Source organism: Flavobacterium xueshanense (assembly GCF_900112975.1).
GTDB lineage: Bacteria > Bacteroidota > Bacteroidia > Flavobacteriales > Flavobacteriaceae > Flavobacterium > Flavobacterium xueshanense.
The window spans coordinates 1-14,632 of the sequence record NZ_FONQ01000021.1 but is presented as its reverse complement, the minus strand read 5'-3'; the positions used below and the strand labels follow the sequence as shown (position 1 = coordinate 14,632).

Annotated in this window: 12 protein-coding genes; 9 read left to right on the top strand and 3 right to left on the bottom strand. The window is 36.4% G+C overall.

Going from position 1 to position 14,632, the window contains the following annotated elements:
• Positions 1-85: 85 nt before the first annotated feature.
• The 3 genes from BMZ76_RS14690 to BMZ76_RS14680 all read left to right on the top strand — a co-directional run bounded on the left by BMZ76_RS14690 (position 86) and on the right by BMZ76_RS14680 (position 3,466).
• Entirely contained in the window at positions 86-1,948 is a 1,863-nt protein-coding gene (locus tag BMZ76_RS14690; protein ID WP_091208671.1) for an ABC-F family ATP-binding cassette domain-containing protein, read from the top strand.
• 295 nt (positions 1,949-2,243) lie between these two features.
• On the top strand, positions 2,244-2,756 hold the full coding sequence (locus BMZ76_RS14685) for a hypothetical protein (protein WP_091208667.1): 513 nt from the start codon (positions 2,244-2,246) through the stop codon (positions 2,754-2,756).
• A 257-nt stretch (positions 2,757-3,013) separates the two neighbouring features.
• Entirely contained in the window at positions 3,014-3,466 is a 453-nt protein-coding gene (locus tag BMZ76_RS14680) for a Gmad2 immunoglobulin-like domain-containing protein (RefSeq protein WP_091208664.1), read from the top strand.
• 353 nt (positions 3,467-3,819) lie between these two features.
• Here BMZ76_RS14680 and BMZ76_RS14675 read toward each other — a convergent pair whose 3' ends face one another.
• Positions 3,820-5,367 (bottom strand): SDR family NAD(P)-dependent oxidoreductase, encoded by a 1,548-nt coding sequence (locus BMZ76_RS14675; protein ID WP_091208661.1) that lies wholly within the window; start codon positions 5,365-5,367, stop codon positions 3,820-3,822.
• A gap of 178 nt (positions 5,368-5,545) precedes the next feature.
• Here BMZ76_RS14675 and BMZ76_RS14670 point away from each other — a divergent pair, with 178 nt between their 5' ends.
• Positions 5,546-6,367, top strand: coding sequence for an O-methyltransferase (locus BMZ76_RS14670; protein ID WP_091208658.1), 822 nt, complete (start codon positions 5,546-5,548; stop codon positions 6,365-6,367).
• 58 nt (positions 6,368-6,425) lie between these two features.
• On the opposite strand, the gene BMZ76_RS14665 is transcribed toward BMZ76_RS14670, so the two are convergent.
• Entirely contained in the window at positions 6,426-7,106 is a 681-nt protein-coding gene (locus tag BMZ76_RS14665) for a hypothetical protein (RefSeq protein WP_091208655.1), read from the bottom strand.
• Between the two features lie 370 nt (positions 7,107-7,476).
• Between BMZ76_RS14665 and BMZ76_RS14660 the strand changes: the two genes are divergently transcribed.
• The 5 genes from BMZ76_RS14660 to secA all read left to right on the top strand — a co-directional run bounded on the left by BMZ76_RS14660 (position 7,477) and on the right by secA (position 13,607).
• The gene (locus BMZ76_RS14660; RefSeq protein WP_091208652.1) at positions 7,477-8,163 is read left to right on the top strand and encodes an ABC transporter ATP-binding protein; all 687 of its coding nucleotides are present in this window, start codon (positions 7,477-7,479) and stop codon (positions 8,161-8,163) included.
• Positions 8,164-8,318: 155 nt separating this feature from the next.
• Positions 8,319-9,176: an ATP-grasp domain-containing protein gene (locus BMZ76_RS14655; protein ID WP_091208649.1), complete on the top strand. Its 858-nt coding sequence runs from the start codon at positions 8,319-8,321 to the stop codon at positions 9,174-9,176.
• Between the two features lie 37 nt (positions 9,177-9,213).
• Positions 9,214-9,783 (top strand): cob(I)yrinic acid a,c-diamide adenosyltransferase, encoded by a 570-nt coding sequence (locus BMZ76_RS14650; RefSeq protein WP_091208645.1) that lies wholly within the window; start codon positions 9,214-9,216, stop codon positions 9,781-9,783.
• Between the two features lie 175 nt (positions 9,784-9,958).
• On the top strand, positions 9,959-10,180 hold the full coding sequence (locus BMZ76_RS14645) for a DUF2795 domain-containing protein (protein WP_007138072.1): 222 nt from the start codon (positions 9,959-9,961) through the stop codon (positions 10,178-10,180).
• Positions 10,181-10,265: 85 nt separating this feature from the next.
• Positions 10,266-13,607 carry a preprotein translocase subunit SecA gene (gene secA, locus BMZ76_RS14640; protein WP_091208641.1) on the top strand — a complete coding sequence of 1,114 codons (3,342 nt, stop codon included), beginning with the start codon at positions 10,266-10,268 and terminating at the stop codon, positions 13,605-13,607.
• Positions 13,608-14,058: 451 nt separating this feature from the next.
• Here secA and BMZ76_RS14635 read toward each other — a convergent pair whose 3' ends face one another.
• On the bottom strand, positions 14,059-14,271 hold the full coding sequence (locus BMZ76_RS14635) for a hypothetical protein (protein ID WP_091208638.1): 213 nt from the start codon (positions 14,269-14,271) through the stop codon (positions 14,059-14,061).
• Positions 14,272-14,632: the final 361 nt, after the last annotated feature.

The window sequence follows — 14,632 nt, the reverse complement described above, 5'->3', positions numbered from 1 at the left end:
AACATCTAATTTGCATTAGAGACTAAATTAAAGACTTAGACCTTTTTAAATATACAAAAACGCTGTTTACAAGCTATTTAAACCCATGAATTACCTTTCTGTAGAAAATATCTCGAAATCTTTTGGTGAACGTACGTTGTTTAAAGACATCTCGTTTGGAATTAATAAAGATCAAAAAATTGCCTTCATAGCCAAAAACGGTTCTGGAAAAACGACTATTATGAGCATCATTAATGGTCTTGAAGAATCCGATACTGGTCAAGTTGTTTTGAGAAAAGGCATAAAAATGGCCTTCCTTTCGCAAAATAACAATTTGCAGGAAGAACTGACTATTGAAGAAAGCATATTCGCATCGGATAATGAGACTTTGAAAGTGATTGAAGCGTATGAAAAAGCATTAGAAAATCCGGAAGATGAAGAAGCCTACCAAAAAGCTTTTGACGGAATGGATCAGCACAATGCGTGGGATTTTGAAACGCAGTACAAGCAAATTTTGTTCAAACTAAAGTTAGAAGATTTTAAACTGAAAGTAAAAAATCTCTCTGGTGGACAGAAAAAAAGGTTGTCATTGGCTATCATTTTAATCAATCGTCCTGATTTATTGATTCTGGATGAACCGACGAATCACTTGGATTTAGAGATGATTGAATGGTTGGAAAGTTATTTTACCAAAGAAAATATTACGTTGTTTATGGTGACACACGACCGTTTCTTTCTGGAGCGTGTTTGTAATGAAATCATCGAACTGGATAACGGAAAATTATACCAATACAAAGGAAACTACTCCTATTATTTAGAGAAAAAAGAAGAACGCATCGCATCCGAAAACTCGAGTGTGGATAAAGCGCAGAATCTTTTTGTGAAAGAACTAGAATGGATGCGCCGCCAGCCAAAAGCGAGAACAACCAAGTCAAAATCGCGTCAGGATGATTTTTATGACATTAAGGAAAAAGCACAAAGTCGCCGTCGTGAAAATAAAGTAGAACTGGAAATCAACATGGAACGTATGGGAAGCAAGATTATCGAGCTTCACAAAATTTCCAAAAAATTCAAGGATCATGTGATCATGGATAATTTCAGTTTTGATTTTCAACGTGGCGAACGAATTGGAATCATTGGGAAAAACGGAACTGGAAAATCGACTTTTTTAAATTTATTGACCGGAAACGTTCCGCTTGACAGTGGTAAAGTGGTGATTGGCGAAACCATAAAAGTGGGTTACTACACCCAAAGTGGAATCAACCCTAAACCGGGACAGCGCGTGATTGATGTGATTAAGGAATATGGAGAATTCATTCCTTTGATGAAAGGAAAATTGATTTCGGCTTCGCAATTGTTAGAACGTTTCTTATTTGATGCTAAAAAACAATACGATTTTGTCGATAGATTGAGCGGTGGAGAATTGAAACGTTTGTACTTGTGTACAGTTTTGATTCAGAATCCAAACTTCTTGATTCTGGATGAGCCTACCAATGATTTGGATATTGTGACGCTGAATGTTTTGGAAAGTTTCCTTTTGGATTATCCTGGATGTTTAGTTGTAGTTTCTCACGATAGGTATTTCATGGATAAAATTGTGGATCACTTATTCATTTTCAGAGGTAATGGTGTTGTGGAAGATTTTCCTGGAAACTATTCTGATTTTAGAGCTTATGAAGATAGTGCTGATGTTGCTCAAAAAGAGGAAAACAAAGCCGACAAGAAAGACTGGAAACAAAATAATCCAACTGGAAACTTGACGTTCAACGAGCAAAAAGAATTCCAGAAAACCGAGAAAGAAATCAAGGATTTAGAAATTCAGAAAGCGAATATTGAACAATTATTCTCAGAAGGGAAAATTGCCGAAGCTGACATTGAAAAGAAAGCGAACGAATTGAGAAACATCATCAATAAAATTGAAGAGAAAGAAGAACGCTGGTTTGAGCTTTCTGCGAAGATTGAAGGATAGAATTAGTATTCAGTGTTCAGTCACAGTTTGCAGTACCGAACATTAGTGCTATTTATTTTGCGCCCACAACAGAATTTTGATTTTGTTGTGGGTTTGTTTTTTTAGCAAAAACCAACTTTAAATTAGTAAGAAAAATTAGAAATAATTTAAAGTCCATTTAACAGTTTGTAGTTTATTTATATAATTTTGAGAGAAATAAAGTCTTATGTTTGTCAGACCAAGCCATCTAGTTTTGGGAAGAGTGGGATGATTTTGTAAGACCCTAAATACAAGTTACCAGAAACCCTAAATAATAATGACAAAAAAACTCGTAATTACCATAGCAGTCTTATTTAGTTTATCTACAATTTTAATACTGAATAATTCCTTTTTATATGAAGTAAAGAAAAAATTGAATATAATTTCGGCGGGTAGTTATGCTGATGCAGAAATCTATCAGTTAAATTATTCTGTAGAAGAGGTAAAAGATGCTATAAAACAATTTAAAAAAGAATATTCCGAATTCAATACGCCAAAAGTTTCTGTTCGCAATGAAGGAGAATTTGAATTGATTGACAAAGAATCAAAAAATCATTGGTTTTTGATTTATTTTTATAACCCGGATCAAAATGTAATTCTGAATATTTGCATACGCGGTAATAGTACTAATACTAAATTAGCGTTTGTAGCATTAAATAAAGGTTTAGATATTGGAAATTGGAAAGATGTCAATAAAGATTTTTCATACAAAGAAAATGAAAAAATAAAGGAGCATTTCCAAACCAAATATCTGACGCCGATTAAAAGAATATTAGATAAAAAGGAGTAAGACTCGTATTAATAGGCATTTGGAGATTCTAAAGATTTAGTAGAATTAGCATTTTTAATCATAATATCTGATATATTAATGTTTCGATAGCGCTGAAAATTTTTCCTTGTCTATAGCATCAGCCACAAATAATAACCACAACAGAATTTAATTTGCTAAGTTTTTTTATTTTACAAATGTGAAGTTTTTACCAAGGAATCGGACTGCAAGCTATACAAACACTCAAGGCACTGAAAAATAAAGCTAAAAACACAATTATGAGATGGACAATTTTGTTATCGGCATTACTTTTATTCTCATGCAAGAAGAACGAAACTCAACACACTATTGTTGTGAATGACACTTTAATAACCACTCCTGAAACCACGAAAGTAGTAAAGGCTGAAAAGTCAGAAAATCTGATTCCTAAGCAATATTCTAATGAACGTTTCAAAGAAGTAACTGTGGAACGGATAGACGAAAATAAATTTCGAGTACGCGGAAAAGGGCAAATCTTTGAGGCAAATTTTAACTGGATTATTGAAGACGGACACGACGAGTTAATGAAAGGTTTTCAAATGACTGATGCGGGAGCTCCCGAGTGGGGCAACTTTGACTTTACAATTGCTGTCCAGAAAAAACGAGAGAATTCTAAATTAACCCTCGTTTTATTTGAATCAAGTGCTAAAGATGGTAGTCGTCAACATGAGCTGCCAATTGTTCTTTTTTAAGTTCCGCCCGCTCTTCAAAACTTACAATAGTTCTTGGTTAGGTGTGTAAATGTCTTTGACTGCGCAAATAACAATCAACAAAAACCCACAACAAAATTACATTCTGTTGTGGGTTTGGTTTTTTACGTCTTTCCGTGACTAATACCAAAGCGATAAAATTAGCCGTAGATTACATAAGATTTTCACAGATTCTTTTAAAAATGCTTATAAAATCTGTGTGAATCTGTAAAATCTGTGGCAAAAAAAAGACTTGGTAAGAATTAAGAACAATCCTATTATTTTTATCTGATAAAAGATTGTTCAATTAAAAACTTACGACTGTTCAACTGAAAACTGCGACTGAAAGCTAATAATTACCAAGGAATTGGATTGTAATCTTTCAAAAACTTCCCGCACCAATGTTTTCCTGTATTGATTCCGTCAAACAACGGATCCATCACTCGTGCTGCTCCATCCACAATATCCAATGGCGGTTGAAAATCCTCTTCTTCCTGTTTCCTTTTGGCCAATTCTGCGGGATCTTCGTCGGTTACCCAACCGGTATCTACCGCATTCATAAAAATCCCATCTTTTGCCAAAGTTCCAGATGAAGTGTGCGTCAGCATATTCAAAGCGGCTTTGGCCATATTGGTATGCGGATGACGGTCTTCCTTAAAAAAGCGATGAAACTTCCCTTCCATTGCCGACACATTGATGATGTGTTTTTTTCCAGTATTGTCTTTCTTCATTACTTCCGAAAGGCGGTTACATAATACAAAAGGCGCCACCGAATTCACAAGCTGCACTTCGATCATTTCTGTAGTTTCTATTTGTCCCAATCGCAAACGCCAGCTGTTGATTTTTCTCAAATCTACTTGCTGCAAATCGGCATCGAGTTCTCCTTCAGGGAAAACTTCATTCGCCACCAAGGCATTATCAAATGAATACGGAATCTGGGATAATTTGGCGGAAGCCCGCAACCCAATACCAGGTTCTGGTCCGTGCCAAGTCACTGGCATATTTTGATTGGAGGAAGCTCCTGAAGTCAATACTTTTAATTCATCCAGACAATTGGTATGATCCAGTAATAATTCTTTAGCCTGTTGTGGCAAAGAGGCGATGGAACGTTCTTCGTTTTCCATTAAATGCGTATAAAATCCGGCTGGACGTCTCACAGTTTGCGCTGCATTATTAATCAGAATATCCAAACGCTCGTATTTTTGCTCAATAAAATTGCAAAAAATCTCTACACTGGGAATGTGCCGCAAATCCAATCCGTGAATTTTCAAACGATGTCCCCAATCGATAAAATCAACTTCCTTAGAAAAACGCAAAGCGGAATCCACTGGAAAACGAGTTGTTGCAATAACTGTGGCTCCACCACGCAACAACATCAACGTAATGTGGTATCCAATTTTCAGACGAGAACCTGTAATAACGGCGACTTGTCCTTTTACATCTGCGGTTTGAAAACGTTTGGCATAATTGAAATCACCACATTCGGTACACATCGTATCGTAAAAATGGTGCATTTTAGTAAACTCGGTTTTACAAACGTAACAATTTCGTGGCGTTTCCAGTTCTAATTGTTCTTTGTGGGCAAGGTCATGTGAAGCCAATAATTTGGGTGCCACAAAAATACTAGCTTCACGGGCATGTCGAATTCCGGTTTCCTTTCGGGCGGTTCGGTCCCGCTTTTCCATTTTGCGTTTGGCAGCCACTTTTCCGTCTTTTTTTCTCCGGGAAAGCTCGTCACGATCGGGTCTGGAAAACATTCCCGCCGCTTTGATCAAAGCTGTTCGTTGTTCTTTTGGAATATCAAATATTTGGTCCGTATCGGTATTCAATTGTGCCAAAATAGCGATGCATCGGTCAATTTCTTCGGAGCTTATGGCACTTTTATGTTCTATCTGTTCAATCATTATTGTAAAAAATGGGTCTTATTCTAGTGCAAATTCTAAGGGCGCAAATATAGACTTTTTAACGTCGTAAAGTTCTAAACTCATAAACTCGCAAATCCAAGCATGAAGATGATGTTGTTGCGTTTTTGACATTCGACTATTATCTTACTATCTTCGCGCCTACTTTGCAACTATCTTTATGTTATTCCAAATAAAATCGTATTTACAATTCCTTTGGCACTCAAAAAATGAGCATGCTGTACATTCTCCGTTTGTATTTAGTTTATTGACGAAATGTTTTTACGACAAAAAGACAAAACCGGAATATAAGATTTTAAAGAATTACAGAAAATCGCTTTTAGCAAACAACAATCTGATTAAAGTCACTGATTTTGGGGCGGGTTCGAAAGTTTTTAAATCGAATACTAGAATTATTTCCAAAATTGCCAAAACAGCGGGAATTACTTCAAAGCGAGCCGAATTATTATTTAGAGTCACCAATTATTTTCGGCCTTCAACTATTTTAGAAATCGGAACTTCACTGGGATTAGCGACTTCAGCACTTTCCTTAGGGTCCCGAAGCTCTGTAAGAGAAGCAACAATAATCACTTTAGAAGGTTGTCCAGAAACTGCAAAAATTGCTCAATTACAATTCCAAAAATTCAATTGTAACAATGTAGAATCTATTGTAACTACGTTTAATTCTTATTTAGAGAAACGGAATTCATCACCAGATACAACTGAACACTTCAAACTGAACACTGAACACTTTTCCTTAATTTACTTCGACGGAAATCACTCCAAGAAAGCGACTTTAGATTATTTCGAAGAATTACTTCCGACAATTACGAACGAAACCGTTTGGATATTCGATGACATTCATTGGTCATCACAAATGGAAGAAGCGTGGGAAATCATAAAAAAACATCCCAAAGTGACAGTAACTATTGATACGTTTCATTGGGGATTGGTGTTTTTTAGAAGAGAACAACCCAAAGAACATTTTATAATAAGAATTTAACGTAAAAAAAATGACAGCCATCGCTGACTGTCATTTTTAATATTGAATTCATTATTCGCTATTCTTTAGCTCTTTTCATTTCTCCTGATTTAGCTCCCATTCTGTTCAATGTATACATTGGGCCGAATTTTGCTTTCAAACCAGCAATTTTTCTATTATCTTCAGAAGAAAGTCCTTCTTTTTCAACAGTATTTTTTCTGCTGTCAAGGGCCTCATACATTACTTTAATTTCATCCCAGTCTTCACGAGAATATCTGTCTTTATTATCCTCAGCAGTATGCACAAATTGTTGGTAAACATTGTGAATGTTAGCTGCATTTACCCAATTAAAATTCATGTCCTCACCCATTTTTCCTTCACCAAACAATGCATTTCGTAGTTGTTGTTTTGGGTTAGGTGCTGCCGCTGCTACAGCTACTTCAGCCTCCGCTTTTTGAGCTTCATATTTAGCTCTCAAAGCTTCATATTTGGCTCTACTTGCATCAAGACGTGCTTGCGCCTCCACATTATCCTTCATGTTTGCGATAGCTGCTTCAGCTTCTCCGCTTCTTATTAGGTAAGCAGCTTCTATTCCTTCCCAGTTACTTTTAGCGTCTTCAGCAGTAACATTACCTAATGAATCTACATACATTACATACGTGTCAACTTTTTTCTCTGCTTGTTCCGCTTTTTCATCTTTGCAAGATGTAAATCCAATAGCGATTACCGCTAATCCTAATGCTAGTTTAGTATTTTTCATAATATCGATTTGATTAATTTTTATCAAACAAATGTAAATAACATTGTGTTATATTCAACATATAACCAATAATTATGTAAGTTATTTAATTAATTGTGAAATAAAAATTATAATAGTGTGAATTCTATAAATTGAGTCTGAAATTATGTAAAATGTTAAACCCAAATTTTATGTACACATGAACTTATAAAATCCACTATCACGGCAACATGTCAAAAAAAACAAATCTAAAGTCTGAAATTTCGGCAGTCAGATTGTGTAACAAATTTTAAAAAGGACTACTTATTAATAATTCAAAAGTTTTTGTACTTTTAAAATCTAATTTAATAGCAGCCTGCGCACAGTCGAAGGTCAAAAATCATATATTCTAATGGCAAACCCGCTAATCAAAATAACCAATATCAAACGAGATTTTGTACTTGGAAATGAAATCGTTTATGTTCTTAAAGGCATTGATTTAGAAATAAATAAAGGCGAATATGTAGCATTAATGGGACCTTCAGGATCTGGAAAATCAACTTTAATGAATTTATTAGGCTGCTTAGACACGCCAACTTCCGGGACTTATATTCTGAACGGAAAAGACGTCAGTCAGATGAAAGATGATGAGTTAGCTGAAATTCGAAACAAAGAAATCGGATTCGTTTTCCAGACTTTCAACCTTTTACCCCGAACAACCGCCTTAGACAACGTGGCTTTACCGATGATTTATGCCGGTTTTTCTAAATCCGAAAGAAACAAACGCGCCACTGAAGTTTTGGAACAGGTAAATCTTGCCGACAGAATGGACCACCAGCCCAATCAACTGTCGGGAGGACAACGCCAGCGTGTAGCCATTGCCCGCGCTTTGGTCAACAAACCTTCTATCATCCTTGCCGATGAGCCAACCGGAAATCTGGACAGCAAAACATCGCTCGAAATCATGAAACTTTTTGGAGACATTCACGCCAATGGCAACACCGTAATCCTGGTAACACACGAGGAGGAAATTGCTGAATATGCTCACAGAGTCATTCGTTTGCGTGACGGACTTATTGAAAGCGATACAACCAAATAGTTTTTTTTTCGGGAGCTTTTTCCGGCTATCCGCTCTATCTCTCTCTTGCCATTCTTCCTTCGTCTGAATGTCAAGAAAGAGGATTCCACTTTTATCCGGGCTAGGAAATCCCAAACACGATACCATCTAACATTCCAAATAATACCTACTCAAAAATGAAAATCGCTTTACTCACCTGCGAAAAACTTCCCGATTTAAATCCCGAAGATCGAAAAATAATTCCGGCTTTGGCCAAACATAATATAGAAGCCACCGCCGCTATTTGGAGTGACAAAACCATCAATTGGACTGATTTTGATTATTTAATTTTTCGCAATACTTGGGACTATTTCGAAAAAGAAACCGAGTTTAAAATTTGGCTTGACCAAATAGCGCAACTGGAAATAAAAACGCTGAACCCAATTAAAATAATCACGCAAAACATCCATAAGTTCTATTTGCGTGAAATGGAACAGCAAGGAATCACCATTTTGCCAACCGTTTTCATTGACAAGACGGAACACCTCAATCTTGCTGAACTGATTCCTCCACACTGGAAAAAAGCCGTAATAAAACCGGCATTTTCGGCAGGATCTTATCTTACCGAAGTTTTCGAAATTTCCGAAATTCAAGCCATAAGCGAGAAATACAAAACTATTGCGGCTGAGAAAGAGTTGCTTTTGCAGGAATTCATGCCGGAGATTCAAACATTGGGTGAAACTTCTTTTATCTTTTTCAATAAAAAATTCTCACACGCGGTAAATAAAAAACCCGTTGAAGGCGATTTTAGGGTACAATCCCTCTTTGGAGGAAAATATACTTTGGTTCAACCCAATAAGGAATTAATTGAAAAAGCACAAAAAATTGTTGATTCCTTACCAAAGGATCTACTGTACGCAAGAGTTGACGGAATCCTTATTGAAAACGAACTCTATTTAATGGAAATTGAATGCATAGAACCCGATTTGTATTTTGATCTAAGTGAAAATTCACTGGAACGATTTGTTGAAGCAATAATAAAATTAATAGCTTAAATTTGTTTTTTTTAAAAATCAAATAAACCTTCGACGGATGAAAGTATATACAAAGACCGGGGATAAAGGAACAACAGCACTCTTTGGCGGAACCAGAGTTCCAAAAGACCATGCCCGAATAGAAAGTTACGGAACTGTTGACGAATTAAATTCTCATATTGGTTTGATTCGCGATCAGGAAATGAATGCGCATTACAAAGAAATTCTTATCGAAATTCAGGATCGTTTGTTTACTGTTGGTGCTATTTTAGCAACGCCTCCGGAAAAAGAAGTGATGAAAAACGGGGAACTTCGTTTGAAAAATTTGGGAATTATCGAATCTGATATTGAATTATTGGAAAATGAAATTGACGCTATGGAAGAGGCATTACCGCCAATGACTCATTTTGTACTTCCTGGCGGACATACTACCGTGTCATATTGTCATATTGCACGCTGTGTTTGTCGAAGAGCAGAGCGTTTAGCGGTCCATTTAAGCCACAATGAACCCGTTGCTGAAATCGCAATCAAGTACTTGAACCGACTTTCTGACTACCTTTTTGTGTTGGCACGAAAGTTGTCTCATGACTTGAAAGCTGCCGAAGTTCAATGGATTCCGAGGAAGTAGCTGGCAGTTTACAGTTGTAAGTTTACAGTTTAAAGCTGAACACTAATCCCGAAGCGTCGGGACCGAACACTGAATACTAAATAAAACGTTCTTAACTTTAACTAAAAATAAATCATTTTTTACTTGTATTTTTCAGTAAAAAATTTATTTTTGCACAAAACTAAATCGACAACAGATGTATTGGACATTAGAATTAGCATCCTATCTTAGTGATGCACCGTGGCCTGCTAACAAAGACGAACTTATTGACTACGCTATTAGAGCAGGAGCTCCATTAGAGGTGGTAGAAAACCTTCAATCTATCGAGGATGAAGGCGAAATATATGAATCAATGGAAGAAATATGGCCAGATTATCCTACGGACGAAGATTATCTTTGGAATGAGGATGAATATTAAAAGGTAAACCAATAAAAAAGTCTCAAAAGAGGCTTTTTTTTGGTTTAAATTTACAGAATTACACAATTAGAAATAAAAACATATCATGAGTTTTATAAATAGTATTATTAAAGTCTTTGTTGGGGATAAATCTCAAAAAGATGTCAAAGCTTTACAACCTTATCTCAACAAAATAAAAACTTTCGAAGAACCTCTAAAAACATTATCACATGATGAACTTAGAGAGAGAACGATCTTTTTTAAAGACAAAATAAAACAAGCTCGTTCGGAAAAAGACACGAAAATTGAAGCTCTGAAACAAGAAGTGGAAAACATTGTAGATATTGACAAAAGAGAAGATATCTACGTAGCTATTGACGCACTTGAGAAAGAAGCCTACGATATTTCGGAAAAAACATTGATGGAAATTCTTCCGGAAGCTTTTGCAGTGGTAAAAGAAACAGCAAGACGTTTCAAAGACAACACGCAAATAGTGGTGACGGCAACTCCAAAAGACCGTGAACTTTCGGCAATAAAAAGCTACATCACATTAGATGGTGATACTTCTATTTGGGCAAATTCATGGAGTGCTGCAGGTAAAGAAATTACTTGGGACATGATTCACTATGATGTCCAATTAATTGGCGGAATGGTTTTGCATGAAGGAAAAGTAGCTGAAATGCAAACAGGTGAAGGAAAAACATTGGTGGCAACTTTACCGCTTTACTTGAATGCATTGACTGGAAACGGTGTGCATTTAGTAACCGTAAATGATTATTTGGCAAAAAGAGATAGCACCTGGAAAGCGCCATTGTTCGAATTCCACGGCATGACTGTAGAATGTATTGACAATTACCAACCAAGTTCAGAAGGCAGAAAAAAAGCTTACGACGCTGATATCACTTACGGAACCAATAATGAATTTGGTTTTGACTACTTAAGAGATAATATGGCACATTCGCCAGAGGATTTAGTGCAACGAAAACACAATTTCGCGATTGTCGATGAGGTCGATTCAGTTTTAATTGATGATGCCAGAACTCCATTAATTATTTCAGGTCCGGTTCCACAAGGAGATCGTCATGAATTCATGGAAATGAAACCGAAAATTGAAAACTTAGTAAGTATCCAGAGACAGTTGGCAAACGGTTTCTTATCCGAAGCAAAAAAGTTAATCAAGGAAGGAAAAACTAAAGAGGGTGGAGTTCAATTACTAAGAGCCTACAGAGCGTTGCCAAAAAACAAAGCTTTAATTAAATTTTTGAGTGAAGAAGGAATTAAACAATTGCTTCAGAAAACTGAAAATCAATACATGCAGGATAACAAAAGAGAAATGCACAAGATTGATGAGGCATTGTATTTTGTTATTGAAGAAAAAAACAATCAGGTAGAATTGACGGATAACGGAATTCAATACCTTTCCGGAGATACTGATGCTGACTTTTTTGTACTTCCGGACATTGGAACTGAAATTGCCGCTATCGAAAAGAAAAAATTAGATAAAGACACAGAAGCCGAAGAAAAAGAAAAATTGTTTCAGGATTTCGGTGTAAAAAGCGAGCGTATTCACACTTTGACACAACTTTTGAAAGCCTACGCTTTATTCGAAAAAGATGTAGAATATGTAATCATGGACAACAAAATCATGATTGTTGATGAGCAAACCGGTCGTATCATGGATGGTCGTCGTTATTCTGACGGATTGCACCAAGCGATTGAAGCCAAAGAAAATGTAAAAATCGAAGCGGCTACTCAAACATTTGCAACCGTTACGTTACAGAATTACTTCAGAATGTACAACAAACTGGGAGGAATGACTGGAACCGCAGTAACTGAAGCGGGTGAGTTGTGGCAAATATATAAATTAGACGTTGTAGAAATTCCTACGAACAGAGGAATGGCCAGAAAAGACAAAGAGGATTTTATTTATAAAACAACTCGTGAAAAATTCAATGCCGTTATCGAAGACGTAAGTGAATTATCTAAAGCAGGAAGACCAGTTCTTATTGGTACAACTTCCGTAGAGATTTCGGAATTATTAAGCCGAATGTTGAAAATGCGTGGCGTTGCACACAACGTATTGAATGCAAAGATGCACAAACAAGAAGCGCAAATTGTTGAAGAAGCCGGAAAACCCGGTGTGGTAACTATTGCAACGAACATGGCGGGACGTGGTACCGATATTAAATTATCTGCCGAAGTAAAAGCCGCTGGTGGATTAGCAATTGTAGGAACAGAGCGTCATGATTCACGTCGTGTTGACCGTCAGTTACGTGGTCGTGCAGGACGTCAAGGTGATCCCGGAAGTTCTCAGTTTTACGTTTCTCTTGAAGATAACCTAATGCGTTTGTTTGGTTCTGAAAGAGTCGCTAAAGTAATGGACCGAATGGGATTACAGGAAGGTGAAGTGATTCAGCACTCGATGATGACAAAATCTATCGAACGTGCTCAGAAAAAAGTAGAAGAAAATAACTTTGGCGTTCGTAAACGTTTATTGGAATACGATGATGTTATGAATGCACAACGTGAAGTAGTTTACAAACGTCGTCGTCACGCTTTGTTTGGAGAACGTTTGAAATTAGATATTGCCAACATGCTTTATGATACCTGCGAACTAATCATTGATGATAATAAAGCAACTAATAATTTCAAAAACTTTGAATTTGAATTGATTCGCTATTTCTCAATCACGTCACCGGTTACCGAAAGTGAGTTCACTAAGCTGAGCGAAATGGAGTTAACAGGAAAAGTGTATAAAGCAACATTAGAATATTATACAGAGAAAACGGAAAGAAGTGCCAGAGAAGCTTTCCCAATCATAAAAAGCGTTTACGAAGATAAAAACAACCAATTTGAGCGCATCGTTGTTCCGTTTACGGATGGAATAAAATCGTTGAATGTGGTTACTGATTTAAAAACAGCTTATGACACAAAAGGTGCGCAACTGGTAGCTGATTTCGAGAAAAACATCACTTTGGCAATTGTAGATGAAGCTTGGAAAAAACACTTGCGTAAAATGGACGAATTGAAACAATCGGTTCAACTTGCAGTTCACGAACAAAAAGATCCGTTGCTAATTTACAAACTGGAAGCCTTCAATTTGTTTAGAGCCATGATTGACAATGTCAACAAAGAGGTAATTTCATTCTTATTCAAAGGTGATTTACCGGCTCAGGAAAACCAACAAATTCAAGAAGCGAAAGAAGTTGCTCCGGTAGAAGATTACACTACTTCGAAAGATGAAATCATCAGTAGCGAAACTGCAAATCGTGAAGCTGGTCAAACGCAACAACGACAAGTTACCGAAACTATCGTGAGAGATATGCCAAAAATCAATCGCAATGACAACGTAACGATTCAAAACGTGGCTAACGGACAAACACAAGAAATGAAATACAAAAAAGCCGAAAGCCTAATCGCTTCTGGACAATGGGTTATTGTGAACTAATAACCGTTTCGATACCTCAAATTAAATTCCCCAATTACGAAAGTAGTTGGGGAATTTTTTTTTATCCTGAATTTATTTCAAGATCTTTTTTCAGGAGCAATTCCCGCCCTACGCTGCAAGCTATTTGGTTTCAAACCCTTTTTCTAGCCGCTGTCAGGAGCTTCCTTTGGTCGCTCTGCCACCACCAGAAAAAAGCGGTTTTCAACCGGCATAGGCTTTCCACTGCTGTCGGGGCTAGGGATTTTGCAATAAATAACTCCGCTTACGGTTTACCGTAATAATCCTGCATGGAAATAATATATCTTTGAAAATAAATGAATTACTGTTTTTTTTTATAAGTATTTTCAGCGATTTATTTATATATTTGAAAATAAATAAAGTTTGACGTTTATCAGACCTATCAACCCAATTTAGGGTGGATAAGTCGGACGTCGTCAGACCTATATACAAGTTATGCGTCAGCTTCGTTGGAACACTTAGATTCTCGATTAAATTTCTTTTCTGAAATCTCAACAAAACCGTTTAAATCTTGTCTGTCTATTGATTTTCTATTTTTATCATAAAAATAATCAGGGATTCCAGTAATATCAGTTTCAGAAAATATTTGTCTAAATATCAATTCTCCTGTATTTGAGTTCTTAAAATAAGTTAATGTTGCTTTCATAATTTGTAGTGATTAAAAAGCCGAACGCATAACAGTGGTTTTGCAAGATTTTCGGCATCGTGATTAATTTAATTAATAGTTTGTGTCTGTTGTTTTTAGGTCTTGAATCCGAAGATTTCCGCATACTTTGCCGAAAATCCTCGCAAAGCCACGATACGTCAAACTGTCTAATAACCTCCTTTCTTCCTGTTAAATAATTTGTACTAAAAATCGCTCAAACAACTTGCGCAACTCGTTGATTTTTTGTATATTTAAGTATGAAATTTATCAACGGAACCAACAGAAACCAACTCCCGCTTTTTGCCTCATCGATAGATGATGCCATAGGGAAAGACAACGAAATCAGGCTCATTGACCTTTT

What these genes read in the sequence shown, in the direction of transcription:
- BMZ76_RS14690 (WP_091208671.1), top strand. Translation starts at nt 86, where the DNA reads ATGAATTACCTTTCTGTAGAAAATATCTCGAAATCTTTTGGTGAACGT.
- BMZ76_RS14685 (WP_091208667.1), top strand. Translation starts at nt 2,244, where the DNA reads ATGACAAAAAAACTCGTAATTACCATAGCAGTCTTATTTAGTTTATCT.
- BMZ76_RS14680 (WP_091208664.1), top strand. Translation starts at nt 3,014, where the DNA reads ATGAGATGGACAATTTTGTTATCGGCATTACTTTTATTCTCATGCAAG.
- BMZ76_RS14675 (WP_091208661.1), bottom strand. Translation starts at nt 5,367, where the DNA reads ATGATTGAACAGATAGAACATAAAAGTGCCATAAGCTCCGAAGAAATT.
- BMZ76_RS14670 (WP_091208658.1), top strand. Translation starts at nt 5,546, where the DNA reads ATGTTATTCCAAATAAAATCGTATTTACAATTCCTTTGGCACTCAAAA.
- BMZ76_RS14665 (WP_091208655.1), bottom strand. Translation starts at nt 7,106, where the DNA reads ATGAAAAATACTAAACTAGCATTAGGATTAGCGGTAATCGCTATTGGA.
- BMZ76_RS14660 (WP_091208652.1), top strand. Translation starts at nt 7,477, where the DNA reads ATGGCAAACCCGCTAATCAAAATAACCAATATCAAACGAGATTTTGTA.
- BMZ76_RS14655 (WP_091208649.1), top strand. Translation starts at nt 8,319, where the DNA reads ATGAAAATCGCTTTACTCACCTGCGAAAAACTTCCCGATTTAAATCCC.
- BMZ76_RS14650 (WP_091208645.1), top strand. Translation starts at nt 9,214, where the DNA reads ATGAAAGTATATACAAAGACCGGGGATAAAGGAACAACAGCACTCTTT.
- BMZ76_RS14645 (WP_007138072.1), top strand. Translation starts at nt 9,959, where the DNA reads ATGTATTGGACATTAGAATTAGCATCCTATCTTAGTGATGCACCGTGG.
- secA (WP_091208641.1), top strand. Translation starts at nt 10,266, where the DNA reads ATGAGTTTTATAAATAGTATTATTAAAGTCTTTGTTGGGGATAAATCT.
- BMZ76_RS14635 (WP_091208638.1), bottom strand. Translation starts at nt 14,271, where the DNA reads ATGAAAGCAACATTAACTTATTTTAAGAACTCAAATACAGGAGAATTG.